This is a genomic window from Klebsiella sp. 10982 (assembly GCF_048589245.1).
Lineage (GTDB): Bacteria > Pseudomonadota > Gammaproteobacteria > Enterobacterales > Enterobacteriaceae > Klebsiella > Klebsiella quasivariicola.
This window is the reverse complement of sequence record NZ_JBMAXV010000005.1, coordinates 182,494-208,178: the sequence shown is the minus strand read 5'-3', so window position 1 is coordinate 208,178 and position 25,685 is coordinate 182,494. Positions and strand designations below refer to the sequence as shown.

25 protein-coding genes, 1 pseudogene and 1 riboswitch are annotated in these 25,685 nt (G+C 59.4%); of the genes and pseudogenes, 14 read left to right on the top strand and 12 right to left on the bottom strand.

Annotation, left to right across the window (positions count from 1 at the left end; genetic code table 11):
* Positions 1–55 precede the first annotated feature (55 nt).
* From cecR to ACKLKD_RS06670, 5 genes are all read left to right on the top strand, one after another.
* Positions 56–715: a transcriptional regulator CecR gene (gene cecR, locus ACKLKD_RS06690; protein WP_042930026.1), complete on the top strand. Its 660-nt coding sequence runs from the start codon at positions 56–58 to the stop codon at positions 713–715.
* Positions 715–1,710 (top strand): secretion protein HlyD, encoded by a 996-nt coding sequence (hlyD, locus tag ACKLKD_RS06685; protein WP_025714754.1) that lies wholly within the window; start codon positions 715–717, stop codon positions 1,708–1,710. Before cecR ends, hlyD begins: the two co-directional genes overlap by 1 nt.
* Positions 1,703–3,442, top strand: a complete 1,740-nt coding sequence (locus ACKLKD_RS06680; RefSeq protein WP_080897597.1) for an ATP-binding cassette domain-containing protein — start codon at positions 1,703–1,705, stop codon at positions 3,440–3,442. Before hlyD ends, ACKLKD_RS06680 begins: the two co-directional genes overlap by 8 nt.
* Positions 3,432–4,565 carry an ABC transporter permease gene (locus tag ACKLKD_RS06675; RefSeq protein WP_080897598.1) on the top strand — a complete coding sequence of 378 codons (1,134 nt, stop codon included), beginning with the start codon at positions 3,432–3,434 and terminating at the stop codon, positions 4,563–4,565. Before ACKLKD_RS06680 ends, ACKLKD_RS06675 begins: the two co-directional genes overlap by 11 nt.
* 76 nt (positions 4,566–4,641) lie before the next feature.
* Entirely contained in the window at positions 4,642–5,748 is a 1,107-nt protein-coding gene (locus tag ACKLKD_RS06670) for an ABC transporter permease (protein WP_025714751.1), read from the top strand.
* On the opposite strand, the gene ACKLKD_RS06665 is transcribed toward ACKLKD_RS06670, so the two are convergent.
* Positions 5,710–6,120: a YbhQ family protein gene (locus tag ACKLKD_RS06665; protein ID WP_025714750.1), complete on the bottom strand. Its 411-nt coding sequence runs from the start codon at positions 6,118–6,120 to the stop codon at positions 5,710–5,712. The two genes, ACKLKD_RS06670 and ACKLKD_RS06665, sit on opposite strands and share 39 nt — an antisense overlap.
* Before the next feature lie 131 nt (positions 6,121–6,251).
* On the opposite strand from ACKLKD_RS06665, the gene ACKLKD_RS06660 reads away from it, so the two are divergent.
* The 3 genes from ACKLKD_RS06660 to ACKLKD_RS06650 are packed head-to-tail and all read left to right on the top strand — an operon-like array spanning position 6,252 to position 9,216.
* On the top strand, positions 6,252–7,013 hold the full coding sequence (locus tag ACKLKD_RS06660; RefSeq protein ID WP_025714749.1) for an endonuclease/exonuclease/phosphatase family protein: 762 nt from the start codon (positions 6,252–6,254) through the stop codon (positions 7,011–7,013).
* Positions 7,010–8,254: a cardiolipin synthase ClsB gene (clsB, locus tag ACKLKD_RS06655; protein WP_025714748.1), complete on the top strand. Its 1,245-nt coding sequence runs from the start codon at positions 7,010–7,012 to the stop codon at positions 8,252–8,254. The genes ACKLKD_RS06660 and clsB overlap by 4 nt, the downstream gene beginning before the upstream one ends.
* Positions 8,251–9,216: a lysylphosphatidylglycerol synthase domain-containing protein gene (locus tag ACKLKD_RS06650; protein ID WP_025714747.1), complete on the top strand. Its 966-nt coding sequence runs from the start codon at positions 8,251–8,253 to the stop codon at positions 9,214–9,216. The genes clsB and ACKLKD_RS06650 overlap by 4 nt, the downstream gene beginning before the upstream one ends.
* A 906-nt stretch (positions 9,217–10,122) precedes the next feature.
* Here the strand turns inward: ACKLKD_RS06650 and ACKLKD_RS06645 are convergent.
* From ACKLKD_RS06645 to moaA, 6 genes are all read right to left on the bottom strand, one after another.
* A complete protein-coding gene (locus ACKLKD_RS06645) occupies positions 10,123–10,827 on the bottom strand; it encodes a Bax inhibitor-1 family protein (RefSeq protein ID WP_046882498.1) in 705 nt (234 codons plus the stop codon).
* A 45-nt stretch (positions 10,828–10,872) separates the two neighbouring features.
* Positions 10,873–11,325 (bottom strand): molybdopterin synthase catalytic subunit MoaE, encoded by a 453-nt coding sequence (gene moaE, locus ACKLKD_RS06640; protein WP_080897249.1) that lies wholly within the window; start codon positions 11,323–11,325, stop codon positions 10,873–10,875.
* A 1-nt stretch (position 11,326) separates the two neighbouring features.
* A complete protein-coding gene (moaD, locus tag ACKLKD_RS06635) occupies positions 11,327–11,575 on the bottom strand; it encodes a molybdopterin synthase sulfur carrier subunit (RefSeq protein WP_008805749.1) in 249 nt (82 codons plus the stop codon).
* Complete coding sequence (gene moaC / locus ACKLKD_RS06630) at positions 11,568–12,056, bottom strand: cyclic pyranopterin monophosphate synthase MoaC (protein ID WP_080897251.1); 489 nt, start codon at positions 12,054–12,056, stop codon at positions 11,568–11,570. Before moaC ends, moaD begins: the two co-directional genes overlap by 8 nt.
* A gap of 3 nt (positions 12,057–12,059) precedes the next feature.
* Positions 12,060–12,572 carry a molybdenum cofactor biosynthesis protein B gene (gene moaB, locus ACKLKD_RS06625; protein WP_025714199.1) on the bottom strand — a complete coding sequence of 171 codons (513 nt, stop codon included), beginning with the start codon at positions 12,570–12,572 and terminating at the stop codon, positions 12,060–12,062.
* 23 nt (positions 12,573–12,595) lie between these two features.
* The gene (moaA, locus tag ACKLKD_RS06620; protein WP_080897253.1) at positions 12,596–13,585 is read right to left on the bottom strand and encodes a GTP 3',8-cyclase MoaA; all 990 of its coding nucleotides are present in this window, start codon (positions 13,583–13,585) and stop codon (positions 12,596–12,598) included.
* Positions 13,573–13,711: riboswitch (molybdenum cofactor riboswitch) on the bottom strand. Its footprint overlaps the gene before it by 13 nt.
* A 208-nt stretch (positions 13,712–13,919) precedes the next feature.
* On the opposite strand from moaA, the gene yvcK reads away from it, so the two are divergent.
* The 4 genes from yvcK (at position 13,920) to pmrB (ending at position 18,341) form a co-directional block, all read left to right on the top strand.
* The gene (gene yvcK / locus ACKLKD_RS06615) at positions 13,920–14,825 is read left to right on the top strand and encodes a uridine diphosphate-N-acetylglucosamine-binding protein YvcK (RefSeq protein WP_025714201.1); all 906 of its coding nucleotides are present in this window, start codon (positions 13,920–13,922) and stop codon (positions 14,823–14,825) included.
* A gap of 103 nt (positions 14,826–14,928) precedes the next feature.
* On the top strand, positions 14,929–16,569 hold the full coding sequence (eptA, locus tag ACKLKD_RS06610; RefSeq protein WP_025714202.1) for a phosphoethanolamine transferase EptA: 1,641 nt from the start codon (positions 14,929–14,931) through the stop codon (positions 16,567–16,569).
* The gene (gene pmrA, locus ACKLKD_RS06605; RefSeq protein ID WP_025714203.1) at positions 16,569–17,240 is read left to right on the top strand and encodes a two-component system response regulator PmrA; all 672 of its coding nucleotides are present in this window, start codon (positions 16,569–16,571) and stop codon (positions 17,238–17,240) included. Before eptA ends, pmrA begins: the two co-directional genes overlap by 1 nt.
* A gap of 3 nt (positions 17,241–17,243) precedes the next feature.
* Complete coding sequence (gene pmrB / locus ACKLKD_RS06600) at positions 17,244–18,341, top strand: two-component system sensor histidine kinase PmrB (protein WP_080897256.1); 1,098 nt, start codon at positions 17,244–17,246, stop codon at positions 18,339–18,341.
* 239 nt (positions 18,342–18,580) lie between these two features.
* Here pmrB and uvrB read toward each other — a convergent pair whose 3' ends face one another.
* Positions 18,581–20,602 (bottom strand): excinuclease ABC subunit UvrB, encoded by a 2,022-nt coding sequence (uvrB, locus tag ACKLKD_RS06595; protein WP_025714205.1) that lies wholly within the window; start codon positions 20,600–20,602, stop codon positions 18,581–18,583.
* Positions 20,603–21,012: 410 nt separating this feature from the next.
* On the opposite strand from uvrB, the pseudogene ACKLKD_RS06590 reads away from it, so the two are divergent.
* Together ACKLKD_RS06590 and ACKLKD_RS06585 are read left to right on the top strand one after the other, a co-directional pair.
* A pseudogene (locus tag ACKLKD_RS06590) lies at positions 21,013–21,222 on the top strand (hypothetical protein); the annotation flags it as partial.
* A gap of 89 nt (positions 21,223–21,311) precedes the next feature.
* The gene (locus ACKLKD_RS06585) at positions 21,312–22,034 is read left to right on the top strand and encodes an ABC transporter ATP-binding protein (RefSeq protein ID WP_025714206.1); all 723 of its coding nucleotides are present in this window, start codon (positions 21,312–21,314) and stop codon (positions 22,032–22,034) included.
* Here ACKLKD_RS06585 and bioD read toward each other — a convergent pair.
* Genes bioD through bioB form a run of 4 tightly spaced genes read right to left on the bottom strand, consistent with a single transcriptional unit; the run spans position 21,976 to position 25,624 of the window.
* Positions 21,976–22,698 carry a dethiobiotin synthase gene (bioD, locus tag ACKLKD_RS06580; RefSeq protein ID WP_025714207.1) on the bottom strand — a complete coding sequence of 241 codons (723 nt, stop codon included), beginning with the start codon at positions 22,696–22,698 and terminating at the stop codon, positions 21,976–21,978. The genes ACKLKD_RS06585 and bioD overlap by 59 nt on opposite strands.
* Entirely contained in the window at positions 22,691–23,446 is a 756-nt protein-coding gene (gene bioC, locus ACKLKD_RS06575; RefSeq protein WP_080897258.1) for a malonyl-ACP O-methyltransferase BioC, read from the bottom strand. Before bioC ends, bioD begins: the two co-directional genes overlap by 8 nt.
* Positions 23,430–24,587 carry an 8-amino-7-oxononanoate synthase gene (gene bioF / locus ACKLKD_RS06570; protein WP_080897260.1) on the bottom strand — a complete coding sequence of 386 codons (1,158 nt, stop codon included), beginning with the start codon at positions 24,585–24,587 and terminating at the stop codon, positions 23,430–23,432. Before bioF ends, bioC begins: the two co-directional genes overlap by 17 nt.
* On the bottom strand, positions 24,584–25,624 hold the full coding sequence (gene bioB, locus ACKLKD_RS06565; protein WP_025714211.1) for a biotin synthase BioB: 1,041 nt from the start codon (positions 25,622–25,624) through the stop codon (positions 24,584–24,586). The genes bioF and bioB overlap by 4 nt, the downstream gene beginning before the upstream one ends.
* Between the last annotated feature and the right edge of the window lie 61 nt (positions 25,625–25,685).

The window sequence follows — 25,685 nt, the reverse complement described above, 5'->3', positions numbered from 1 at the left end:
CCGCCAGTCGGCGCCTAAAGTTAATCAATCGATTGATTAATTTTTGCAGAACGCGATGACCACTAAAGGCGAACAGGCAAAAAGTCAGCTTATCGCAGCCGCTATCGCCCAGTTTGGCGAATACGGCCAGCATGCCACCACCCGCGATATCGCCGCCCAGGCCGGGCAGAATATCGCCGCGATCACCTATTATTTTGGCTCGAAAGACGACCTGTACCTCGCCTGCGCCCAGTGGATCGCCGATTTTATCGGGGATAATTTTCGTCCGCACGCTGAAGCGGCAGAGGCCTTGCTTGCCAGTGAGGCCCCCGATCGCCAGGCAATACGCACCTTGATCCTCAGCGCCTGCCACAACATGATCCTGCTGCTGACCCAGGATGACACGGTTAACTTAAGCAAGTTCATTTCCCGTGAGCAGCTGGCGCCGACCGCCGCGTACCATCTGATCCACCAGCAGGTGATCGCCCCCCTGCACCACTATCTCACCCGGCTGATTGCCGCCTGGACCGGCCGCGATGCCGGTGATACGCAAATGATCCTCCACACCCACGCCCTGCTGGGCGAGGTGCTGGCTTTTCGTCTCGGGCGCGAAACCATTCTGTTGCGCACCGGCTGGACGCAGTTTGACGCGCAAAAAACCGAACAAATTTTCGCAGTCATTACCTGCCATATCGATTTCATTCTGCATGGGTTATCGCAAAGGAGTTTGGGCTGATGAAAAAACCCGTCGTCGTCATTCTGTTGATTGTGATTATTCTCGCCGCGCTGGGCGGCGGCTGGTGGTGGTACCAGAACAGCCGGCAGCAGCCGCTGACCCTGTATGGCAATGTCGATATCCGCACCGTCAACATGAGCTTCCGCGTCGGCGGCAGGCTAGCCTCGCTGACCGTCGACGAAGGCGACAGCATCCGCGCCGGGCAAACCCTCGGCGAGCTTGACCGTGCCCCCTATGAAAACGCCCTGCTGCAGGCCCAGGCCAATGTCTCCACCGCCCAGGCGCAGTATGACCTGATGATGGCCGGCTACCGCTCGGAAGAGATTGCCCAGGCCGCGGCGGCGGTAAAACAGGCGCAGGCCGCTTACGACTATGCGCAAAACTTTTATCAGCGCCAGCTCGGGCTGCGCGCCAGCAGCGCCATTTCCGCCAACGATCTGGAGAACGCCCGCTCCTCACGTGACCAGGCGCAGGCAACGCTCAAATCGGCGCAGGATAAGCTGCGTCAGTACCGCGCCGGTAACCGCCCGCAGGAGATAGCGCAGGCCAAAGCCAGCCTGGAACAAGCGCAGGCGGCATTGGCCCAGGCCAAACTGGACCTGCACGACACCGTGCTCACCGCCCCTTCTGACGGCACCCTGATGACCCGCGCCGTCGAGCCCGGCACCATGCTGAACGCTGGCGGCACCGTGCTGACGCTGTCCTTAACCCATCCGGTATGGGTCCGCGCCTACGTTGACGAGAAAAACCTCGGCCAGGCGCAGCCGGGACAAGAAGTGCTGCTCTATACCGACGGCCGGCCGGACAAGCCCTATCACGGTAAAATCGGCTTTGTCTCGCCGAGCGCTGAATTCACGCCGAAGACCGTCGAGACTCCCGATCTGCGCACCGATCTGGTCTACCGTCTGCGCATTGTGGTGACCGACGCCGACGGCGCGCTGCGTCAGGGGATGCCGGTGACCGTCTCCTTTAACAACGGGAACGGACATGAGTGAGGCCGTCATCGCCTTAAACGGCCTGAGCCGCCGTTTTCCCGGTATGGACCGGCCAGCGGTAGCGCCGCTGACCTGCACGATCCGCGCCGGCTACGTCACCGGGCTGGTGGGCCCCGACGGCGCAGGGAAAACCACCCTGATGCGAATGCTGGCCGGGTTGCTCAAGCCCGATGAGGGCAGCGCCAGCGTCATCGGCTTCGACCCGCTAAAAGACGACAGCGCCCTGCACGCGGTGCTTGGCTATATGCCGCAGAAGTTCGGCCTGTATGAAGATCTGACGGTGATGGAAAACCTGACCCTGTACGCCGACCTGCGCAGCGTCACCGGCGAGGCGCGGAAGAAAATATTTGCCCGTCTGCTGGAGTTTACCGCCCTTGGGCCGTTCACCGACCGGCTGGCAGGCAAGCTTTCCGGCGGCATGAAACAAAAGCTGGGGCTCGCCTGTACCCTGGTGGGCGACCCGAAAGTACTGCTGCTTGATGAGCCTGGCGTCGGCGTCGACCCTATCTCCCGCCGCGAGCTGTGGCAGATGGTGCACGAGCTGGCCGGCGACGGCATGCTGATCCTGTGGAGTACCTCTTATCTCGATGAAGCCGAGCAGTGCCGCGATGTACTGCTGATGAACGAAGGCAAACTACTCTACCAGGGAGAGCCGACGGCGCTGACGCAAACCATGGCCGGACGCAGTTTCCTTGTCTCCAGCTCGCAGGAGAACAATCGCCGTCTGCTGCAGCGGGCGCTAAAGCTGCCGCAGGTTAGCGATGGCGTGATCCAGGGCAAGTCGGTGCGCCTGATCCTGAAAAAAGACGCCCCTATTGATGAGGTCCAGCAGCAGGCCGACATGCCGCCGCTGCAGGTGGCGGAGACGGCGCCGCGCTTTGAAGACGCGTTTATCGACCTGCTCGGCGGCGCCGGCACCGCCGAATCGCCGCTGGGAGCGATCATCCATCGCGTTGACGGCAGCAAAGACGAAACGGTGATTGAGGCGCAATCATTAACCAAAAAATTTGGTGATTTCGCCGCCACCGACCATGTCGATTTCCAGGTCAAGCGCGGCGAAATCTTCGGCCTCCTCGGTCCCAACGGCGCCGGGAAATCCACCACCTTCAAAATGATGTGCGGTCTGCTGGTGCCTACCTCCGGCAAAGCGCTGGTATTGGGGATGGATCTCAAGGTCAGCTCCGGCAAGGCGCGCCAGCATCTGGGCTATATGGCGCAAAAATTTTCGCTGTACGGCAACCTCAGCGTCGAGCAGAACCTGCGCTTTTTCTCCGGCGTCTATGGCCTGCGCGGCCGGGCGCAAAGTGAAAAAATCGCCCGGATGAGCGATGCTTTTGGCCTGAAAAGTATCGCCCGCCACGCCGCCGACGAGCTGCCGCTCGGCTATAAACAGCGGCTGGCGCTGGCCTGCTCGCTGATGCACGAGCCCGATATTCTGTTTCTCGATGAGCCCACCTCCGGCGTCGACCCGCTTACCCGCCGCGAGTTCTGGCTGCATATCAACAGCATGGTCGATAAAGGGGTGACGGTGATGGTCACCACTCATTTTATGGATGAGGCGGAATACTGCGATCGCATCGGGCTGGTCTATCACGGCAAGCTTATCGCCAGCGGTACCCCGGATGCGCTGAAGGCGCAGGCGGCGGATGACAGCCAGACGGACCCGACCATGGAACAGGCGTTTATTACTCTGATTAACCGCTGGGATAAGGAGAATGACCATGAGCAGTAACCTCCTCTCCTGGCGACGGGTCCGCGCCCTGTGTATCAAAGAGACCCGGCAAATCGTCCGCGATCCCAGCAGCTGGCTGATCGCAGTGGTGATCCCGCTATTGCTGCTGTTTATCTTCGGTTATGGCATCAACCTCGACTCCAGCAAACTGCGGGTCGGCGTATTGCTGGAGCAGCAGAGCGAAGAGGCGCTGGATTTCGTCCATACCATGACCGGCTCGCCCTATATTGACGCCACCGTCAGCGACAGCCGCAGGCAGCTGGTTGAGATGATGCAGGCCGGGCGCATTCGCGCCATGGTGGTCATTCCCGTCGATTTCGACCGCCAGATGGCCCGCGCCGGCGCCAGTGCGCCGATTCAGTTGATTACCGACGGCAGCGAGCCCAATACCGCGAACTTCGCCCAGGGCTATGTGGAAGGTATCTGGCAGATCTGGCAGCAGCAGCGGGCGGAAGACCGCGGTGAAACCTTTGAACCGCTGATCGACGTGCAGATGCGCTACTGGTTTAATCCGGCCGCCATCAGCCAGTACTTTATTATCCCCGGCGCGGTGACCATCATTATGACCGTGGTCGGCGCCATACTAACCTCGCTGGTGGTGGCCCGCGAGTGGGAACGCGGCACTATGGAAGCGCTGCTGTCGACGGAAATCACCCGCGCCGAGCTGCTGCTGTGCAAGCTCATCCCCTACTATTTCCTCGGCATGCTGGCGATGCTGCTCTGTATGCTGGTATCGGTATTTATTCTCGGCGTGCCCTATCGCGGCTCGCTGCTGATCCTGTTTGTCATCACCAGCTTGTTTTTGCTCAGCACCCTGGGCATGGGGCTGCTGATTTCAACGATAACCCGCAACCAGTTTAACGCCGCCCAGGTTGCGCTGAACGCCGCCTTTTTACCGTCGATTATGCTGTCCGGGTTTATTTTCCAGATAGACAGTATGCCGGCGGTGATCCGCGCGGTGACCTACGTGATCCCGGCGCGCTATTTCGTCAGCACCCTGCAAAGCCTGTTTCTGGCGGGTAATATTCCGGTGGTGCTGCTGGTGAACGTGCTGTTTTTGATTGCGTCGGCGGTGATGTTTATCGGTCTGACATGGTTGAAAACCAAGCGGCGTCTGGATTAGGTTTTGCCCGGTGGCGCTGCGCTGACCGGGCCTGCGGTAGGTTTCGGTCGCCCGGGTCCGACATGAGGAAGGTTCTATGTTTCACCGTTTATGGACATTAATCCGCAAAGAGCTGCAGTCGCTGCTGCGCGAACCGCAGACGCGGGCGATTTTAATCATGCCGGTACTGATTCAGGTGCTGCTGTTTCCCTTTGCCGCGACGCTGGAGGTGACCAACGCCACCATCGCCATCTACAACGAAGACAGCGGCCGCCACGCGGTAGAGCTGACCCAACGCTTCGCCCGCGCCAAAGCTTTTACCCATGTCCTGTTGCTGAAAAGCCCTCAGGCGATCCAGCCGACCATCGACGAGCAAAAAGCCCTGCTGGTGGTGCGCTTTCCGGCCGATTTTTCGCGCAACCTCGACAACTATCAAACCGCCCCGCTGCAGCTGCTGCTCGACGGGCGCAACTCTAACAGCGCGCAAATCGCCGCCAACTACCTGCAGCAGATCGTGAAAGACTATCAGCAGGAACTGCTCGAGGGGAAAGCGAAGCCGAATAACAGCGAACTGGTGGTACGCAACTGGTATAACCCGAATCTCGACTATAAATGGTTCGTGGTGCCATCGCTTATCGCCATGATCACCACCATCGGGGTGATGATCGTCACCTCGCTGTCGGTGGCCCGTGAGCGCGAACAGGGAACCCTCGACCAGCTGCTGGTCTCTCCCCTTGCCACCTGGCAAATCTTCGTCGGTAAAGCGGTGCCAGCGCTGATTGTCGCCACCCTGCAGGCGACTATCGTGCTGGCGATCGGGATCTGGGCCTATCAGATCCCGTTTGCCGGCTCGCTGCTGCTGTTTTACTTCACAATGGTAATTTATGGCTTATCGCTGGTGGGCTTTGGCTTATTGATTTCGTCGCTGTGCGCCACGCAGCAGCAGGCGTTTATCGGCGTGTTCGTCTTTATGATGCCGGCGATCCTGCTCTCCGGCTACGTCTCGCCGGTAGAAAACATGCCGCAGTGGCTGCAGGATGTCACCTGGATCAACCCGATCCGCCACTTTACCGATATCACCAAGCAAATTTATCTGAAGGATGCGAGTCTGAAGATAGTGTGGGGAAGTTTGTGGCCGCTACTGGTCATAGCGGCCACCACCGGCTCAGCGGCGTATGCGATGTTCCGAAGAAAGATTGCCTAGTTTTTTATCTTTCGCCAGCAGCGAGACCACCGCCGGGCCTGCCAGTATCACCAGCCCGGCGAGGGCCAGCAGCAGGTTATTGTGCAGCACGCGCGACAGCAGCCACAGCGCTATCATGGCGGCGCCAAAGTACCAGGTCGTGGTGAGCTCCTCAAGGAAGTCTCCCACGTCGCGCCAGCGCGCCTCATGGTGACGCTGCAAAAACAGCATCGCCAGCAGCGTGACGCTATAGAGGACGCACAGTCCCAATCCGACGCGCACCAGCGCGCCGCTCATCCAACCCATCACCAGTACTGCCACGACCAGTAGATGCAACATAATCTGCCAGCAACTAAGACCTGTTGCGACGCGTACACGTTGTTGCCACTTCATGGCTTCTCTCCTGAAGGATTTTTCTCTGTTACTCAGAGTACCGCACTTTACGGAAAATTCCGTATCACCGCATCTTTTTGTGACGTCTACTACACTATTTTATTCAGGAAAGTGACATTTACTGGAGAATTATGGCTGAGCCAACGTCGGGATTTTCGTTGAACGTGCTGACAATTAACACCCATAAAGGCTTTACGGCGTTTAATCGGCGTTTTATCTTGCCCGAACTACGCGACGCCGTGCGCAGCGTCAGCGCTGACATTGTTTGCCTGCAGGAAGTGATGGGCGCTCACGAAGTTCACCCGCTGCACATCGAGAACTGGCCAGATACCACCCATTATGAATTTCTCGCCGACACCATGTGGAGCGATTACGCCTACGGGCGCAACGCGGTCTATCCGGAAGGCCACCACGGCAATGCCGTACTGTCGCGCTTTCCCATTGAATACTATGAAAATCGCGATATCTCGGTCGGCAACGGTGAGAAACGCGGTCTGCTGTACTGCCGCATCGTGCCGCCAGAAAGCGGCGTGACGATCCATGTTATCTGCGTTCATCTGGGCTTACGCGCCGACCAACGGCAGGCGCAGTTGACCATGCTGGCGGAGTGGGTCAATACCCTGCCCGCCGGTGAGCCGGTGGTGGTGGCCGGGGATTTTAACGACTGGCGTCAGCAGGCGAATCAGCTGTTAAAAGCGCAAGCCGGGCTGGAAGAGATCTTTACCCGCGCCCGCGGGCGACCAGCGCGCACATTCCCGGTCAGTTTTCCGCTGCTGCGCCTTGACCGCATTTACGTCAAGAACGCCCATGCCAGCCAACCGAAGGCGCTGGCGCTCAAACAATGGCGGCATCTGTCCGATCATGCCCCCCTTAGCGTGGAGATACATTTGTGAAATGTCGTTGGCAGGAAGGCAACCGCATTACGCTACTGGAGAACGGCGACCAGTACTATCCGGCGCTGTTTGCAGCCATCGGCCGCGCCAGTCGTCGGGTGATCCTCGAATCCTTTATCTGGTTTGAAGATGAGGTCGGTCGGCGGCTACACGCGGTCCTGCTGAAGGCCGCCCGCCGCGGCATCCAGGTGGAGGTTTTGCTCGACGGCTACGGCTCACCGGATCTCAGCGATGAGTTTGTCGGCGAACTCACTGCCGCCGGGGTAATTTTTCGCTACTACGATCCGGGTCCTAAGCTGCTGGGGATGCGCACCAATCTGTTCCGCCGTATGCACCGTAAAATCGTGGTGATCGACGACACCACCGCCTTTGTCGGCGGCATTAACTACTCCGCCGAGCATATGAGCGACTACGGCCCCGAGTCAAAGCAGGATTACGCGGTGCAGGTCGAGGGACCGGTGGTGCTCGACATCCTGCAGTTCGAACTGGAAAATCTGCCCACTAGTGAACACACCCGCCGCTGGTGGCGCCGCCGCCGTCACCAGCCGGAGATCAACCAGACGCCCGGCGAGGCGCAGGCGCTGTTTGTCTGGCGCGACAATCAGGATCACCGGGACGATATTGAACGCCACTATCTGAAGATGCTGACCAGCGCCCGCCGGGAGGTGATCATTGCCAATGCTTATTTCTTTCCTGGCTATCGCCTGCTGCATGCGATGCGCAATGCCGCGCGGCGCGGCGTGCGGGTCAAGCTGATCGTCCAGGGCGAGCCGGATATTCCGATTGTGAAGTTTGGCGCCCACCTGCTCTATCACTACCTCGTTAAGGGCGGAGTGCAGATCTACGAGTATCGCCGCCGTCCACTGCATGGCAAGGTCGCCCTCGCAGACGATCACTGGGCCACCGTCGGGTCGAGCAACCTGGATCCATTGAGCCTGTCACTGAATCTGGAAGCCAATCTGATCATCCACGATCGGGTGTTTAACCAGACGCTGCGCGATAACCTCAACGGGCTTATCGCCAGGGATTGCCAGCGCATCGATAAATCCATGCTGCCGAAACGCAGCTGGTGGCGGCTGGGCGTCAGCGTGATGGCCTTCCACTTTCTGCGCCACTTCCCGGCGTGGGTCGGCTGGCTGCCGGCCCATACCCCGCGCCTGGCGAGGGTTAGCCCGCCGGTGCAACCGGAAATTGAAACCCAGGATCGCGTCGAATCACAAACCAGGGATAATCCGCTATGAGCAAATCGCATCCCCGCTGGCGGTTGGCGAAAAGAGTATTGACCGGGCTCTTTTTTATCGCCGTCATCGTCCTGCTGGTGATTTACGCGCAGAAAGTCGACTGGCAGGACGTGTGGAAGGTGATCCGCGGCTACGACCGGCTGGCGCTGGGCAGCGCCATTGCGCTGGTTATCGTCAGCTATCTGATCTATGGCTGCTACGATCTGCTTGGCCGCGCCTATTGCGGGCACAAGCTGGCGAAACGCCAGGTGATGCTGGTGTCGTTTATCTGTTATGCCTTTAACCTGACGCTCAGCACCTGGGTCGGCGGGATCGGTATGCGCTACCGGCTGTACTCGCGGCTGGGGCTGAACGGCAGCACCATTACGCGTATTTTTTCCTTAAGCATTACCACCAACTGGCTGGGCTATATCCTGCTCGGTGGCGTGATATTCACGGCGGATCTGGTGAAGCTGCCGCCGCACTGGTACATCAGCCAAACCACTCTGCGCATTATCGGTGGGGTGATGTTGGTTCTCACGCTTTGCTATCTGTTCGGCTGCGCGTTCGCCAAACGCCGTCACCTGACGATTAAAGGCCAGCGGCTGGTGCTGCCCTCCTGGCGCTTCGCGCTGCTGCAGATGGGACTCTCTGCGGCAAACTGGATGGCGATGGGGGCGATAATCTGGCTGCTGTTGGGCAGCGAGATTAACTATTTTCTGGTATTAGGGGTGCTGCTGGTCAGCAGTATCGCCGGGGTGATTATCCACATTCCGGCCGGGATCGGCGTGCTGGAGGCGGTATTTATCGCCATGCTCTCCGGGGAAGAGATTACGAAGGGCGCGATCATTGCCGCTCTGCTCGCCTGGCGCGCACTCTATTATTTCCTGCCGCTGCTGCTGGCGACGGTGGCTTATCTGCTGCTGGAGAGCCGGGCGAAAAAGCTGCGGCAGAAGAACGAACGCAAGCTGGCCCGCGAGTAAAACGACCAGGTCACGCTGCGCTTGCACGGCCTAAACGCCAGCCGGATGATTCCCTCTCCCTCCGGGAGAGGGCCAGGATGAGGGAAAGCACTGCAGTGTGGTTGTTTATGTTATCAGTGGCTTCAGCGTAGTTTGCGCTCCCGGTTAGTCTTCTGCGTTATATCTCTTACGGCGCAGGGAGCGCACAGGGGGCGGCCAGTCGCCGCCGCCCCCTGTACCCCCGGGCTCCGGCCAGCACCGGCAGTTTCAGCAAGAAAGGTGAATAAATTAACGGCAGACCGCACAAACCGTAGGCCGGGCAAGGCGCCAGCCGCCGCCCGGCAACATCACGGGTACCGTGCCTGAAATCTCGCCCGGCGGCGCTGCGCTTGCACGGGCCTAAACGCCAGCCGGATGATTCCTTCTCCCTCCGGGAGAGGGACAGGGTGAGGGAAAGCACTGCAGTGTGGTTATTTATGTTATCTGTGGCTTCAGCGTAGTTTGCGCTCCCGGTTAGTCTTCTGCGTTATGTCTCTTACGGCGCAGGGAGCGCACAGGGGGCGGCCAGTCGCCGCCGCCCCCTGTACCCCCGGGCTCCGGCCAGCAACATCGCCGCTACGCGGTCCCTTCGACTTATCCCTGCAGGCTTCGGGTCGGGCCGAGGCAGCGTCCGTGCAAAACACGGCCCTCAGCCCGCATCCATGCGGGCTGCCCCGGCCTTCCGGGAACGTCTCAGCGATGTTGAGGCCGTCAGCACCGGCAGTTTCAGCAAGAAAGGTGAATAAATTAACGGCAGGCCGCACGAACCGTAGGCCGGGCAAGGCGCCAGCCGCCGCCCGGCAACATCACGGGTACCGTGCCTGATATCTCGCCCGGCGTTGCTGCGCTTGCCGGGCGTCAGGAGATGTAACCCTTTAATAAAAAGGGTTAGCGGCGGTTGCCCATAATACGCAGCAGCATCAGGAACAGGTTAATGAAGTCCAGATACAGCGTTAAGGCGCCGAGAATCGAATATTTACGCAGTGTGGCGCTATCGCGGGTATCAATCTGCTCGCCGATGTTTTTCAGCTTCTGGGTGTCATACGCCGTCAGACCGACGAACACCAGCACCCCAATGTAGGTCACCGCCCACATCAGCGCTTCGCTCTTCAGCCACAGGTTCACCAACGACGCCAGCACGATACCAATCAGCCCCATAAACAGCATGCTGCCGAAGCCGCTCAGATCGCGCTTAGTGGTGTAACCATACAGGCTCATCGCCCCGAACATCCCGCCGGTGACCACAAAAGTGCTGGCGATCGATGAGTAGGTATAGGCGATAAAAATGCTCGACAGCGTCAGCCCTGTCAGCGCCGAGTAGAGCATAAACAGCGTGGTGGCCATCCCGGCACTCAGCCGCTGCACCATCCCCGACAGCACAAACACCAGCGCGAGCTGAGCAATAATCAGCCCGAAGAAAGTGATTTTGCTCGAAAAGACGAACATCATCACCGCCGGGGTGTTGGCCGCAAACCACGCGATAAACGCCGTCAGCAGCAGGCCGACCGTCATCCAGCCGTACACCTGCGCCATGTAAGTCTGCAGGCCGGTACGGCCCTGCACTATTGAATCGGAACGCGGATATCTGTCCATGACTCTCTCCTGATTAACCAAGTTTCACCCTGTAAGCGTATCACACTACCAGCGCTCTGCCGCCTGACGATCGCTGTCGCGAGCGTCGACCCAGCGTTCGCCTTCCGGCGTCGCCTCGCGCTTCCAGAACGGCGCGCGGGTTTTCAGGTAATCCATAATAAACTCGCCGGCGGCGAAGGCGCTGCCGCGGTGGGCGCTGGTGACGCCGACAAACACAATTTCTTCCCCCGGCCACATTTCGCCAATGCGGTGGATAACCGTCACCCGGCCCAGCGGCCAGCGCTCGCGCGCCAGCTCGACAATTTCCGCCAGTGATTTCTCGGTCATCCCCGGATAGTGTTCGAGGGTTAAGGCTTTCACGCTGTCGCCGAGGTTGTGATTGCGTACTTTACCGGTGAAGGTGACCACCGCGCCGTCTTCATCGCGTTCGGCCAGCCAGGGATATTCCTCGCCGACGCTAAAGCGCGCCGGGCTGACCACGATACGGGTTTGCGTCATCTTAGCCTCCCGTTACCGGTGGAAAGAACGCCACTTCGTCGCCGCTGGCGACCGGATGGTCAAACGCGGTCAGCGTCTGGTTGACTGCCGCCAGCAGCTTGCCCTCTTCCAGGGCCAGCGCCCAACGGTCGCCGCGAGCGGCAAGCTGCTGACGCACGGCTTCGACGGTCGCCAGGTCGCTGGCGTCGAGAGTCAACGCATCGGTACCCACCAGCTCGCGCACCTGGGCAAAAAACAGAACCTTAATCATGGCGTTCACCCGCCTTAAAATCCCCGGACTTGCCGCCGCTTTTCTCCAGCAGGCGCACCGGGCCAATCACCATATCTTTCTGTACCGCTTTGCACATATCGTAAATGGTCAGCGCGGCAACCGAGGCAGCGGTCAATGCTTCCATTTCGACGCCGGTTTTCCCGGTGAGCCGGCAGAGCGACTCGATGCGCACCCGGTTATGTTCCGGCTGCGCCTGCAAATTGACTTCCACTTTGCTGAGCATCAGCGGATGGCACAGCGGGATCAGATCCCAGGTGCGTTTGGCCGCCTGGATCCCGGCGATACGCGCGGTGGCGAACACATCGCCTTTGTGGTGACTGCCGTCGATAATCATCGCCAGCGTCGCCGCCTGCATTTCGACGAATGCCTCGGCGCGCGCTTCGCGCACCGTTTCTGCTTTGCCGGAGACATCCACCATATGGGCTTCGCCCGCGGCGTTAATATGGGTCAGTTGTGACATAAATTATTTCTTCAGGTGGGGAAGGAAGTTACACGGACGGGTGCGGGCATCCAGCTGCGGGGCAATGATGTTGTCCCACGCCGTGCGGCAGGCTTTGGTCGAACCCGGCATGGCGAAAATCAGCGTGCGGTTAGCAACGCCGGCCACGGCCCGGGACTGCAGGGTCGAGGTGCCGATCTCTTCGAACGACAGCATGCGGAACACTTCACCAAAGCCTTCGACCTCACGGTCAAACAGCGGCAGCAGCGCTTCCGGCGCCTGATCGCCATCGGTAAAACCGGTCCCGCCGGTGATCAGTACCACCTGCACGTCGTCGCTGGCGATCCACGCCGATACCTGGGCGCGGATGGCGTAGCGGTTCTCTTTCACGATCGCCTTATCGACGACATGGTGCCCCGCCTCCTGCGCCGCCTCGCGCAGCCAGTGGCCGGAGGTGTCGTCCTCTTCGCCGCGGCGGCTGGAAACGGTTAGAACAGCAATACGGGTCGGGATAAACTCAGCGCTAGCCTGGCTCATCTGAATACTCCTTTCGAAAACGATTAACCGCCAATATAGGACAGGTTCTGCGTAATACCGGTGTTGCCCTGATGCAGGAAATGGGTCTGCTTTTTATGGGTCAAGGCTTCGGCGATCCGCGCCTCCAGCTCGGCCTGCTGCCGGTCGTCGGCCATCAGATCGCGCAGATCGACGCCGCCATCGCCAAACAGACACAGATGCAGTTTGCCAACGGATGAGACGCGCAGACGGTTGCAGGTGGCGCAGAAGTCTTTTTCATACGGCATGATGAGGCCGATTTCACCGGCGTAATCAGGATGACAGAAGACCTGCGCCGGGCCATCGCTGCGCTGGCGGATCTGATGGATCCAGCCGCGACGCAGCAGTTCGTCGCGCAGCACTATGCCGGAGAGATGATGACGGCGGAACAGGTCGCTGCCCTCGCCGGTCTCCATCAGCTCAATAAAACGCAGTTGAATACGGCGCGGCTGGATCCACGCGAGAAAGGTATCGAGCTGGTGGTGGTTAACATCGCGCATCAGCACGGTGTTGACCTTCACCTTGTCAAAGCCAGCGGCGAAAGCGGCGTCAATCCCGTCCATCACCTGGCGGAACTTGTCCTGGCCGGTGATGGCGTGGAACTGACGGGCGTCGAGGCTATCAACGCTGACGTTAATCGCCGTCAGCCCGGCATCGCGCCAGCGTTCGACGTCGCGCGCCAGACGGTAACCGTTAGTGGTGACCGCAATCTGACGGATCGCGCTGTTTTCACGCACTGCGGCAATGATCTCAGTGAAGTCGCGGCGCAGGGAGGGTTCCCCACCGGTCAGGCGAACTTTTTCAGTGCCCAGCGCGGAGAAAGCGCGCGTGACCCGGCGCACTTCGTCTACGCTGAGAAAGCCGTTGTTATTGACGGCGCCGGGCTTGTAGCCATCCGGCAGGCAGTAGGTGCAACGGAAATTGCACACATCGGTAATCGACAGACGCAGGTAAAAAAACTTACGCGCGAATGCATCGGTAAGCTGTGAGGCCATATACACCTTTCCAAATACGGGAGGCGCGGTCATTTCTTCCCACGCCCTGGCGACACCCGGAGGGGTCGCGGCCAAACCGCCATATCTTTTGACACAGGCGAAGAGGCTAGAGTGTTAACAGGTTATGCCGATAGTAGCGCGTTACGGACGGTTTCGCCATTTGCGATTTCGCTATATAAGCTTGTATATATCGCTAACTTCGTGCATTTTCGCTACAGAATAGCCATAAATCATTTTTTTGCCTTGATATCGGTCAGTTTGTCAGGCTCCTCCCATCGTCTTTTAGGGGTAGATCGGGTAGTGTGTGGCCGTTTATGTGAAATAAGGAATTTCTATGCGCAATCGTACATTCGCTGACCTCGATCGGGTGGTCGCGCTCGGCGGCGGGCATGGTCTGGGCCGGGTGATGTCTTCCCTCTCCTCGCTCGGCTCGCGGCTGACGGGCATTGTGACCACCACCGACAACGGGGGTTCTACCGGGCGGATCCGCCGCTCGGAAGGCGGCATTGCCTGGGGCGATATGCGCAACTGCATCAATCAGTTAATCGCCGAGCCGAGCGTGGCGTCGGCGATGTTTGAGTATCGTTTTAGCGGTAATGGCGAACTTTCCGGGCATAACCTCGGAAACCTGATGTTAAAGGCCCTCGATCACCTCAGCGTGCGGCCTTTAGAAGCTATCAATTTGATCAGGAACCTGCTGAAAGTCGACGCGTTTCTTATCCCGATGTCGGAACAACCGGTGGATTTGATGGCGCTCGATCATGAAGGCCATGAAGTTTACGGCGAAGTGAATATCGATCAGCTCGACAACGTACCCCAGGAGCTGATGCTCACCCCGCCGGTGCCGGCCACCCGTGAGGCAGTGGAAGCTATCGCCGAAGCCGATCTGATCCTCATCGGCCCGGGAAGCTTTTACACCAGTCTGCTGCCGATCCTGTTGCTCGACGAAATGGCTCAGGCGCTGCGCCGAACCCCAGCGCCGATGGTGTTCATCGATAATCTCGGCAAAGAGCACAGCCCGGCCGCCAGACTGTCGCTGGCGGAACGCGTTGCGATTATGGAGCGCTACGTGGGTAAGCGGGTGGTGGATGCGGTCATCGCCGGCCCGAAGGCCGATATCCGCGGCATCGACGACCGGCTGGTGATTCAGACGCCGCTGGAGGCCAGCGATGTGCCCTATCGCCATGATCGGGCGCTGCTGCGCGGGGCGCTGGAAAAAGCGATCCAGCTGCCGGGCTGACGCTGCGCGCCGGAGGGACTGCTTTCGGCGCACCTTAAAATCTTAAGGTTGTCTTAAAATACGGCTGGCACTATACCCTTATCTTTTTCTGTGGGTAGGTATTATGTCGTTATTACCTCTGCGTCGGCCAGTTCTCAGCCGCACGGCTTATTTGATTCTCTTTGCTTGCTATATCGGTATCTTTCTCAACCTGGCCTTTTATCGCCAGGTTTTCCCGCTACTGCCGGTAAACAGCCTGCATAACTGGCTGGTATTCCTCAGTATGCCGATCGTGGCCATTAGCGTGATGAATATCATCACCACCCTCGCCTCGTTCCTGAAGCTCGATCGGGTGGTCATCAGCCTGTTTATTCTGCTCAGCGCGTCGGCGCAGTACTTTATCTGGTCCTTCGGCGTGGTGATTGACCGTTCGATGATCGCCAATATCTTCGATACCACCCCGGCGGAAAGCTTTGCTCTGCTGTCGACGAAAATGGTCATCGTGCTGGGACTTTCCGGACTGTTGATGGTTCTGGTCGCCTGGTGGATTAAAGTTCGTAAGCCCGCCTCTTTCTGGCGCGGCGCGGCGATGCGCCTGCTCAATATCGCCGTTTCGACGCTGCTGATTATTCTGGTGGCCGCGCTGTTCTATAAAGATTACGCCTCGGTGTTCCGTAACAACAAAGAGCTGGTGAAATCCCTGAGCCCTTCCAACAGCATTGTGGCGGTCAACTCCTGGTATGCTCACCACCGGATGGATAACCTGCCGCTGGTGAAGATTGGCGAAGATGCCAAACAGAAACCGGTGATGCATAACGGTCCCCGCAAGAACCTGACGATTGTCGTGCTGGGCGAAACCTCGCGCGCCGGGAATTTCTCGCTGGGCGGCTACGGGCGGCAGACTAACCCACGCCTGCAACAGGACGACGTGGTGTACTTCCCGAAAACCACCTCCTGCGGCACGGCAACCGCGGTTTCCGTCCCCTGTATGTTCTCCAATATGCCGCGCGCGCATTACGATGAAGAACTGGCGCACCATCAGGAAGGCGTCCTGGATATTCTGCAACGCGCTGGTGTTCAGGTGCTGTGGAACGATAATGACGGCGGCTGCAAAGGGGCTTGCGATCGGGTGCCGCACCAGAACGTGACTGACCTGAAGCTGACCGGCCAGTGCATCGATGGCGAATGCTACGACGAGGTGCTGTTCCATAATCTGGATAGCTACATCGACAACCTGCAACAGGACGGCATTATCGTACTGCATACCATCGGCAGCCACGGCCCGACCTATTACAACCGCTACCCGGCTGAATTCAAAAAATTCACCCCGACCTGCGATACCAATGAAATCCAAAGTTGTACGCAACAACAGTTGACCAATACCTACGACAACACCATTTTATATGTCGATTATGTCGTTGATAAAGCCATAAAATTACTACAATCCAAACAGGATAAATTTACCACTAGCCTGGTTTATTTGTCCGACCACGGCGAATCGCTGGGTGAAGATGGCGTCTATTTACATGGTCTGCCGTACTCCATCGCGCCGGATACGCAAAAACACGTGCCCATGCTGCTGTGGCTGTCGCCGGATTACCAGCAACGCTATGGTGTTTCCAGCCAGTGTTTGCAACAACAGGCTAAGACGAAGGATTATTCCCAAGATAATCTGTTCTCCACCCTGCTCGGCCTGCTCGGCGTCAGCACCCACGAGTACCAGGCAGCAGATGATATTTTAACGCCATGTAGAGAGGCTGGTTGATGAAAATCTTAGTCATTGAAGACGATGCGCTGCTGTTGCAGGGATTGATCCTGGCGATGCAAAGTGAAGGATATGTGTGCGACGGCGTCTCCACAGCGCACGAAGCGGCGCTATCGCTGGCCAGCAATCATTACAGCCTGATCGTACTCGACCTCGGCCTGCCAGATGAAGACGGCCTGCATTTTCTCACCCGTATGCGGCGAGAGAAAATGACCCAGCCGGTGCTGATCCTCACCGCCCGCGATACGCTTGAGGATCGCATTAGCGGTCTCGATACCGGCGCGGATGACTATCTGGTGAAACCCTTTGCCCTGGAAGAGCTGAATGCGCGCATTCGCGCCCTGCTCCGCCGGCATAACAATCAAGGCGATAACGAAATCAGCGTTGGCAATCTGCGCCTCAATGTCACCCGCCGGCTGGTATGGTTGGGTGAGACGGCGCTGGAATTGACACCGAAAGAATATGCCCTGCTGTCGCGACTGATGATGAAGGCCGGTAGCCCGGTCCATCGCGAGATCCTCTATAACGATATCTACAGCTGGGACAACGAGCCGGCGACCAATACCCTGGAAGTGCACATTCATAACCTGCGCGATAAGATTGGTAAATCGCGGATCCGCACCGTCAGGGGCTTTGGCTATATGCTGGTTAACAGCATCGACACGGAATAGACCATGGCTCTTTTTGCAACCGAAACCTGGACCATGCGCCACCGACTGCTGCTGACCATTGGCACCATTCTGGTGGTCTGCCAGCTGATCAGCGTCTTCTGGCTATGGCATGAGAGTAAAGAGCAGATCCAGCTGCTGGTGGCCAGCGCCATCGAAGGCCACAACAACCAGAAACATGTGGAGCATGAGGTTCGGGAAGCGGTCGCCAGCCTGCTGGTGCCGAGCCTGCTGATCGTTGGCCTGGCGCTGTATATCAGCATGCTGGCGGTGCGCAAGATCACCCGCCCGCTCTCACGACTGCAAAGCGAGCTGGAGAGCCGCACGCCGGACAACCTCACCCCTATTGTGCTCAGCGAATCAGTGCCCGAAGTCACGGCGGTGACTACCGCCCTGAATCAGCTGGTTTCCCGCCTTAATCTGACCCTCGACCGCGAGCGGCTGTTTACCGCCGACGTGGCGCATGAGCTGCGTACCCCGCTGGCCGGCCTGCGGCTGCACCTTGAGCTGCTGGCGAAAGTGCACGGCATGGGCGTCGACCCGCTGATCCAGCGCCTCGACCAGATGACCAACAGCATTTCCCAGCTGCTGCAGCTGGCGCGTGTCGGACAGTCCTTCTCCGCCGGCAGCTATCAGCAGGTGCTGTTGCTGGATGACGTGGTGAAACCGTTACAGGAAGAGCTGGAAACCATGCTGGCGCAGCGTCAGCAGCGGCTGCTGCTGACGGATGCCGAAAATGAGGCCGTCGTCTCGGGCGACGCGACGCTAATCCGCGTCATTTTGCGCAATCTGGTGGAGAATGCTCACCGCTACAGTCCGGAAGGGTCGACGATCCGTGTGTCGGTGAAAGCGGGCCTGATGCCGGTGTTGTCCGTGGAAGATGAAGGACCGGGGATTGATGAGGCGAAAAGCGGCGAACTGAGTAAAGCCTTTGTGCGCATGGACAGTCGCTACGGCGGCATAGGCCTCGGACTGAGCATCGTCACGCGCATCGCTCAACTGCATGACGCCCAGTTCTTTTTGCATAACCGCCAGCCGGGGCCAGGGGTCCGCGCGTGGGTATTATTCCCGCAGCGTGCGCGTCAGAACGTCAACACCCACTGATGGAAAAAGGCAACAATAATGACCAGGGCGGTGGCGACCGCCAGATATTCACGGAAGTTGATTTTTTGCATGGGCACTATCCTCATCAGGTTGAGGATAGTGTCGCCTGGCGAGATTAAGCGAACATTAAGAAGGCCGCAACGCGGCCTTTTTTTCTTCTCTGCTACTGTGACTGCAAGACGGCGGGTATTGCGCGCCGGCTTTCAGCGTTGCGCCTCTGCGCACATTACGGCCTGCCGTCAGGAAGCGGCGATAAATAGCTCACGCAGCTGATGCAGCTGGTCGCGAATTTGCGCCGCCTCTTCAAACTCGAGGTTCTGGGCGTGCTGCATCATCTGTCCTTCCAGCTCATGAATTTTCTGCTGCAGCGCTTTTGGCGTCATATCCACCCCACTGAGCCCGGCAGGTTCGGCAGTCTTCGCTTTTCCGCGCCCTTTGGCTTTGGTTTTCGCCAGGCCCTGACCCAGCTGCAGGATATCCACCACTTTCTTGTTGAGCCCCTGCGGCACGATGCCGTGCTCTTCGTTATAGCGCTGCTGTTTCTCCCGTCGGCGCTCGGTCTCGCCAATGGCTTTGGCCATCGAGGGGGTGATCTTATCGCCATACAGGATAGCTTTGCCGTTGATATTTCGCGCGGCGCGGCCGATGGTCTGGATCAGCGAGCGTTCGGAGCGCAGGAAGCCCTCTTTGTCGGCATCCAGGATCGCTACCAGCGACACCTCCGGCATATCCAGCCCCTCACGCAGCAGGTTGATCCCTACCAGCACGTCAAACTCGCCCAGGCGCAGGTCGCGGATAATCTCCATACGTTCGACGGTGTCGATATCCGAGTGCAGATAGCGCACGCGCTCACCGTGTTCCTCAAGGTACTCGGTTAAGTCTTCCGCCATCCGCTTGGTAAGGGTAGTGACCAGCACGCGCTCGTTGATGGCCGTACGCAGGCGGATCTCCGACAGCAGATCGTCGACCTGAGTCGCCACCGGCCGCACTTCGATCAGCGGGTCAAGCAGACCGGTAGGCCGCACCACCTGATCCACCACCTCGCCGCCGGATTTATCCAGCTCGTAGGCCCCCGGGGTCGCCGAGACGTAGATGGTTTGCGGCGCCAGCGCTTCGAATTCTTCAAACTTCATCGGCCGGTTGTCCAGCGCCGACGGCAGGCGGAAGCCGTACTCCACCAGCGTCTCTTTACGCGCGCGGTCGCCGCGGTACATGCCGCCAATTTGCGGCACCGTGACGTGGGATTCGTCAATCACCAGCAGGCCGTCTGCCGGCAGATAGTCAAACAGGGTGGGCGGCGGCTCGCCGGGCCCGCGACCGGAGAGGTAGCGCGAGTAGTTTTCAATGCCCGAGCAGTAGCCCAGCTCGTTCATCATTTCGAGGTCAAACTGGGTACGCTGGGTTAAGCGCTGCTCTTCCAGCAGCTTGTTATTTGCCAGCAGCACCTTGCGGCGATCCGCCAGTTCCAGCTTGATCTCTTCCATCGCCTGGACGATGCGTTCCCGCGGCGTCACATAGTGCGTCTTGGGGTAAATGGTATAGCGCGGTACCGTCGACTCCACGTGTCCCGTGAGCGGATCGAACAGCGACAGGCGCTCGACCTCTTCGTCAAACAGCTCAATACGCAGCGCGATATCGTCGGATTCCGCCGGGAAGACGTCGATCACCTCGCCGCGCACGCGAAAGGTGCCGCGCTGGAAGGCCTGATCGTTACGGGTATATTGCAGCTCGGCCAGACGGCGCAGGATCGCGCGCTGATCGATTAGCATCCCCACCGTCAGGTGCAGCATCATCTTCAGGTACAGGTCCGGATCGCCGAGGCCGTAGATAGCCGAGACCGATGCCACCACTACCACGTCGCGCCGCTCAAGCAGCGCTTTGGTGGCCGACAGGCGCATCTGCTCAATATGTTCGTTCACCGAGGCGTCCTTCTCAATGAAGGTATCGGAGCTAGGGACGTAGGCTTCCGGCTGGTAGTAATCGTAGTAGGAGACGAAATACTCGACGGCATTCTCGGGGAAAAACTCTTTCATCTCGCCGTAGAGCTGGGCCGCCAGGGTTTTGTTTGGCGCCAGCACCATCGTCGGCCGCTGCAGGTCGGCAATCACGTTGGCAATGGTAAAGGTTTTACCTGAACCGGTGACCCCCAGCAGCGTTTGATGCGCAAGCCCATCCTCCAGCCCCTCTTCCAGGCGACGGATGGCTTCCGGTTGGTCTCCGGAGGGACGAAAGGCAGAATGCAGTACAAACGATTTACTCATCGATCAGAACCTGAAGAAAGATTTAGCGGCCGGTGTTTAATTCTACCCCCCGGGCCGTTTTTTGCCAACAAATTATACTGGATATTTAACCAGTATCTACTTATGATAGCGCCAGAAGCCGGCTTTTTAGCCGGCAAGTTGGGTACAAAACGCCCGCCGGGCGGAATAATCGTCCGACTGTCAGGGTTATCCCCAGAAATTTTGACCTTTTAACATTTGTCAAGCGAACGGGTGAAAGTTTTATGGCAGCAGATGACGCTTTTCTTACACCCATTGATTTTATCTAACAAGCTGATATTTAATGAGTTTAAAGAAAAGACGCCTTTCGCGTCAATTCAGCCGCAAGCCGCGCACGCTCTAGCTTACCGCAGGTTTTCTAACTCTAATACACAAGGTTATCCACAGGAATAGTGGATAACTGTCTGCAGCCCAAGACCGCCGCCGCCCGGCGCTTATCGACTTTCGCCGTAAACTGCGTGGCGAAAAATTTTTATCGAACTATTTTTGATAACTATCCGCCTAAAGCCGCTCGATTTTTGCTGCTTTTTGCACCACCCTTTAGCGTCGGGCACCGGAAAAGTGCAGCTGCGGCGCTGACGGTGCCCGATGGTATCGGCGTTTCGCGCTTTTTTCCGAGCGTTCTTTTTCCTGGCAAGAGTTTTGCAGCATCTTTCTGTCGCCCTGACGCCAGGATAAGGAGAAAACGTCCATGTTGAATTTACAGGCAGTAAATCATTTTTATGGCAACCAGCACTCGTTGTGGAATGTCGATCTTGAACTACGCCCGGGAGAGTGCATTGGCGTACTGGGACGCGAGGGCATGGGGAAGACCACCCTGGTTAACTGTATTGTCGGACACCTGCCGGTGACCAGCGGCCGCATGACCTGGCATGACATTGGCGCCCCGCCGCGGGATCTCACTCCCCTCTCCGCCCAGTCGCGCAGCGCCATCGGTATCGGCTACGTTCCCCAGGATCAACGTATCTTTTCGCAGCTCAGTGTGGAAGAGAATCTACATATCGCCCTCGCGGCCGGGAAACCGGGGGTAAACGCCAGCGGCGGCGAAATCTATGAGCACTTTCCCGAACTTTATGCCCTGCGACAGCGCAAAGGCGCCTCGCTGAGCGCCGACGATCAGTTCCAGCTGGCGCTGGCCAGGGCGCTTATCGTCCAGCCACGGCTGCTGATTCTCGATGAACCTTCGCGTGGCAGAGGGCCGCGCTGTCTGCAAAAGCTGGCCGATCTACTGCTGCGGTTGAATCGCGATATCGGCCTGACGGTGCTGCTCGCCGAGCAGCACCTGCCCTTTATCCGCCGGGTAGCGGATCGCTTTTGTCTCTTGCACCGGGGGCGTAACGTCGCCGAGGGCGATATTATGGCGCTTGATGAGCCGCTGCTGGCGCAGTGGATGACGCCGGATCCAGCGCCCTGAGGTCCAGATACTGGCCGAGATCGCCACGCTGCGCGATGTCCGCAAGCCACGGTATTTCACCGAGGAACGGCGCGGCCAGCCGCTGTTTCAGCGTCGCCAGATACTCGGCGTGACGCTTGCCCGGCGGCTGCACGTCATTGGCGATCCAGCCCGCTAAAGGCAGCCCCGCCTGGCGTACCGCCTGGGCGGTAAGCATCGCATGGTTGATACAGCCGAGCTTAACCCCCACCACCAGAATGACCGGCAGCTGCTCGCTCTGCACCCAGTCGGCAAAGGTCAGGGTGTCCGAGAGCGGCGTGAACCAGCCACCGGCCCCTTCCACCAGCACCCAGTCGGCGAGATTTTCTAACTCGCGCAGCCCACCGGAAAGCGCCGCCGCGGCGATTGGCCGACCTTCATCGGCGCTGATGATGTGCGGTGAGGTCGGCTCGGCGAAGGTGTAGGGGTTTACCTGGTCGTAGCGCAGCGCGACCCGGCTATGGCGCTGCAGGGCCAGCGCATCTTCATTGCGTAACCCGTGTGCGGTCAGGTCGCTACCGGAAGCCACCGGCTTATAGCCCGCGGTGTTAAATCCCAGCTGATTCGCCGCCTGCAGCAGCGCGCTGCTGGCGACCGTTTTACCGACTTCAGTATCGGTTCCGGTAACGAAGAAACGTTTAGTCACGTTCAATGACTCCTGTAAAAAGAGAATACGTCAGCGGGCAGTGGCCCTGCTGTTGCGGCCAGGCCAGCTGCAGTTCGCGCAGTTTGCCGCGGCCAAGCGGGGCGGATGCCCGCCCCTGGTGCAAATGGGTGGCGCCGATGCCCTTCAGCGAGCGCATAGCGCTCAGCGCATCGGTGAACGGCAGGCTAATCTGATGCACCTCGCCGGTCGCGCGCAGGCCGCTCAGCGCCGCGCGCACCGCCCTTTCGCTGAGAAAACGGTTGGCATGCGGCCGGTCGTCAACTGCCCGCCACGCCTGATTCAGTTCCGGCAGCGAGTCGGCCAGCAGCGTGGTAAACGCCACCCTACCGCCGGGGCGCACCACCCGATACAGCTCGCCGAGGGCTGTGCGTAGATCGTCGCACCACTGCACCGCCAGGTTGCTCCATGCCAGATCGACGCAGGCATCCGGCAACGGTAGCGCTTCGATATCGCCCTGCAGATAATGCTGTGCAGCATCTTGGCGTTGCGCCTGCGCCAGCATCCCGGAGGAGAGATCCAGTGCGGTAACTTCGCTTCCCGCTTCGCGCCAGTAGCGACTCATGCTGCCGGGGCCGCAGCCAGCATCCAGCACCTGAGCAAAATTGCGGCGCGCTAGCTGGCGCAGCAGCAGATCGGCGCTGCGCCGCTGCAGTTCATCATGTTGCGTATAGCCGCTGGCCGCCCGGCCAAACGCCGCGGCCACCGCCTGCTTATTCACCGTGGCCATGCAGCGCCTCCAGTAAACGGTTAATGTCCTCAGCCTGATGGGCGGCGGTCAGGGTCAGACGCAGGCGAGCGCTGCCGACCGGCACCGTCGGCGGACGGATCGCCGTTGCCCAGCAGCCGGCCTCGCGCAGACGGCAGGCCAGGCTCAGCGCCCGGGCGTTATCCCCGACGATCAGCGGCTGGATCGCGCTGACGGAATCGGTCAGCCCCAGCGATACCTCGCTCATTCCCTCGCGGAACTGACGGATGCGGGTGGTCAGGGTTTCCCGCCGCTGCTGCCCCTCATCGCTGCGAATGATTCGCAGGGCCGCGCTCAGCGCCACCGCCTGCGCGGGCGGCATCGCAGTGCTGTAGATCAGATGACGGGCAAACTGCAGCAGATAGTCGGCCATCGACTCACTGCACAGTACCGCCGCGCCGCTCACCCCAAACGCCTTGCCGAAGGTGACTACCAGCAGCTCCGGGCGAACCGCCTGCGTATGACAGCTTCCGCGCCCTTCATCGCCAATCGCCCCGATTCCGTGAGCATCATCAACCAGTAATAATGCTCCGGCGCTGCGGGCTGCCGCCTGAATGTCAGCCAGCGGCGCGCTGTCGCCGTCCATACTGAAAATCCCTTCGGTAACGACTAACTGCTGGCCGTCCAGCGGTTTCGCCAGCCGTTGCGCGAGCTGCTGCGGGTCATTGTGGGCAAAACGGCGCAGCTGGGCCGGGCTGAGGCTGGCCGCCTCCAGCAGGGAAGCGTGGCTCAGGCGATCGGCGACAATCCGATCGTCTTTTTCCGCCAGCGCGGCAACCAGCGCCTGATTCGCGGCAAAGCCGGAGATAAACAGCAGGGCCCGCGGATAGCCCAGCCAGTCGGCAAGTTCCTCTTCCAGCGCGCGATGCGCCTCGCTGTAGCCGCTTACGTGGCCCGACCCGCCGGAACCGACGCCATACCGTTCCGCCCCCTGCTGCCAGGCGGCGATAATCGCGCCATGCTGGCTCAGGCCCAGGTAGTCATTGCTGGAGAAGTTGAGCCAGCGCTCCCCTTCCCGTTCCAGCCAGCGTCCGGCGCCGTGGCTTACCGGCAGACGGCGGCGAAGGGCATCCGCCGCCCGCCGTTCGTCCAGCGCTCGATCGATTCGCTGCTGCCAGCTCATAGTGCCGCCGCGTTGTAATATTCCTCAGTGTCCGGGGTGAGTAAGGCCTGCTCCAGACGCTGCTGTTGCTCATTGTCCCCTTCCAGCACCGCCGTCTGCTGCGGATTGATCCCCAGCTTGCGGAACAGCTGCAGGTCTTTGTCCTCTTCCGGGTTCGGCGTGGTCAGTAGCTTGCAGCCGTAGAAAATCGAGTTCGCCCCAGCCATAAAGCACATCGCCTGGGTCTGCTCGTTCATCTGTTCGCGCCCGGCGGAAAGCCGCACGTAGGAGGTGGGCATCATGATGCGCGCGATGGCGATGGTGCGGATGAAATCGAAGGCGTCGACATCGTCATTATCCGCCAGCGGCGTGCCTTTAACCTTCACCAGCATGTTGATCGGTACGCTCTCCGGCGGCGTGGGCAGGTTGGCCAACTGCAGCAGCAGCCCGGCGCGATCTTTCACGGTCTCTCCCAGCCCGACGATGCCGCCGGAGCAGACTTTGATCCCGGCATCGCGCACTTTGTCCAGCGTATCCAGGCGCTCCTGATAGGTGCGGGTGGTGATGATGTTGCCGTAAAATTCCGGCGAGGTGTCGAGGTTGTGGTTGTAGTAATCGAGTCCCGCCTCGGCCAGGCGCTGCGCCTGGCTGTCGGTCAGGGTACCGAGCGTCATACAGGACTCCAGCCCCAGCGCCTTGACGCCTTTCACCATCTGCTCCAGATAGGGCATATCGCGGTCGTTGGGGTTCTTCCATGCCGCGCCCATGCAGAAGCGGGTCGAGCCGGCGTTTTTCGCCTGGCGCGCCGATTCCAGCACCTGCTCGACTTCCATCAGGCGCTCTGATTCAAGACCGGTTTTGTAGCGTGCGCTTTGCGGGCAATATTTACAGTCTTCCGGACAAGCGCCGGTTTTAATCGACAGCAACGTACTGACCTGCACCTGACGCGGATCAAAGTGTTGACGATGGATTTGCTGCGCTTCGAACAGTAGATCGATGAGCGGTTTATTAAATAACTCAGTAACTTGCGACATTGTCCAGCGGGGGGGGTGAGCCATTGTCCTCTCCAAAGGTCGTACACTTCCTATTTCACACAGCCTCTTTGTTGGCTGCACTCGC

Excerpts from the sequence above, each read along its gene's own strand:
- bioB (WP_025714211.1), bottom strand. The coding sequence starts at position 25,624 with ATGGCTCACCCCCCCCGCTGGACAATGTCGCAAGTTACTGAGTTATTT.
- ACKLKD_RS06665 (WP_025714750.1), bottom strand. The coding sequence starts at position 6,120 with ATGAAGTGGCAACAACGTGTACGCGTCGCAACAGGTCTTAGTTGCTGG.
- yvcK (WP_025714201.1), top strand. The coding sequence starts at position 13,920 with ATGCGCAATCGTACATTCGCTGACCTCGATCGGGTGGTCGCGCTCGGC.
- ACKLKD_RS06675 (WP_080897598.1), top strand. The coding sequence starts at position 3,432 with ATGAGCAGTAACCTCCTCTCCTGGCGACGGGTCCGCGCCCTGTGTATC.
- cecR (WP_042930026.1), top strand. The coding sequence starts at position 56 with ATGACCACTAAAGGCGAACAGGCAAAAAGTCAGCTTATCGCAGCCGCT.
- pmrB (WP_080897256.1), top strand. The coding sequence starts at position 17,244 with ATGGCTCTTTTTGCAACCGAAACCTGGACCATGCGCCACCGACTGCTG.
- ACKLKD_RS06680 (WP_080897597.1), top strand. The coding sequence starts at position 1,703 with ATGAGTGAGGCCGTCATCGCCTTAAACGGCCTGAGCCGCCGTTTTCCC.
- ACKLKD_RS06645 (WP_046882498.1), bottom strand. The coding sequence starts at position 10,827 with ATGGACAGATATCCGCGTTCCGATTCAATAGTGCAGGGCCGTACCGGC.
- ACKLKD_RS06660 (WP_025714749.1), top strand. The coding sequence starts at position 6,252 with ATGGCTGAGCCAACGTCGGGATTTTCGTTGAACGTGCTGACAATTAAC.
- moaE (WP_080897249.1), bottom strand. The coding sequence starts at position 11,325 with ATGACGCAAACCCGTATCGTGGTCAGCCCGGCGCGCTTTAGCGTCGGC.
- ACKLKD_RS06650 (WP_025714747.1), top strand. The coding sequence starts at position 8,251 with ATGAGCAAATCGCATCCCCGCTGGCGGTTGGCGAAAAGAGTATTGACC.
- moaB (WP_025714199.1), bottom strand. The coding sequence starts at position 12,572 with ATGAGCCAGGCTAGCGCTGAGTTTATCCCGACCCGTATTGCTGTTCTA.
- uvrB (WP_025714205.1), bottom strand. The coding sequence starts at position 20,602 with ATGAGTAAATCGTTTGTACTGCATTCTGCCTTTCGTCCCTCCGGAGAC.
- ACKLKD_RS06670 (WP_025714751.1), top strand. The coding sequence starts at position 4,642 with ATGTTTCACCGTTTATGGACATTAATCCGCAAAGAGCTGCAGTCGCTG.
- moaA (WP_080897253.1), bottom strand. The coding sequence starts at position 13,585 with ATGGCCTCACAGCTTACCGATGCATTCGCGCGTAAGTTTTTTTACCTG.
- bioF (WP_080897260.1), bottom strand. The coding sequence starts at position 24,587 with ATGAGCTGGCAGCAGCGAATCGATCGAGCGCTGGACGAACGGCGGGCG.
- eptA (WP_025714202.1), top strand. The coding sequence starts at position 14,929 with ATGTCGTTATTACCTCTGCGTCGGCCAGTTCTCAGCCGCACGGCTTAT.
- moaD (WP_008805749.1), bottom strand. The coding sequence starts at position 11,575 with ATGATTAAGGTTCTGTTTTTTGCCCAGGTGCGCGAGCTGGTGGGTACC.
- ACKLKD_RS06585 (WP_025714206.1), top strand. The coding sequence starts at position 21,312 with ATGTTGAATTTACAGGCAGTAAATCATTTTTATGGCAACCAGCACTCG.
- bioC (WP_080897258.1), bottom strand. The coding sequence starts at position 23,446 with ATGGCCACGGTGAATAAGCAGGCGGTGGCCGCGGCGTTTGGCCGGGCG.
- pmrA (WP_025714203.1), top strand. The coding sequence starts at position 16,569 with ATGAAAATCTTAGTCATTGAAGACGATGCGCTGCTGTTGCAGGGATTG.
- moaC (WP_080897251.1), bottom strand. The coding sequence starts at position 12,056 with ATGTCACAACTGACCCATATTAACGCCGCGGGCGAAGCCCATATGGTG.
- hlyD (WP_025714754.1), top strand. The coding sequence starts at position 715 with ATGAAAAAACCCGTCGTCGTCATTCTGTTGATTGTGATTATTCTCGCC.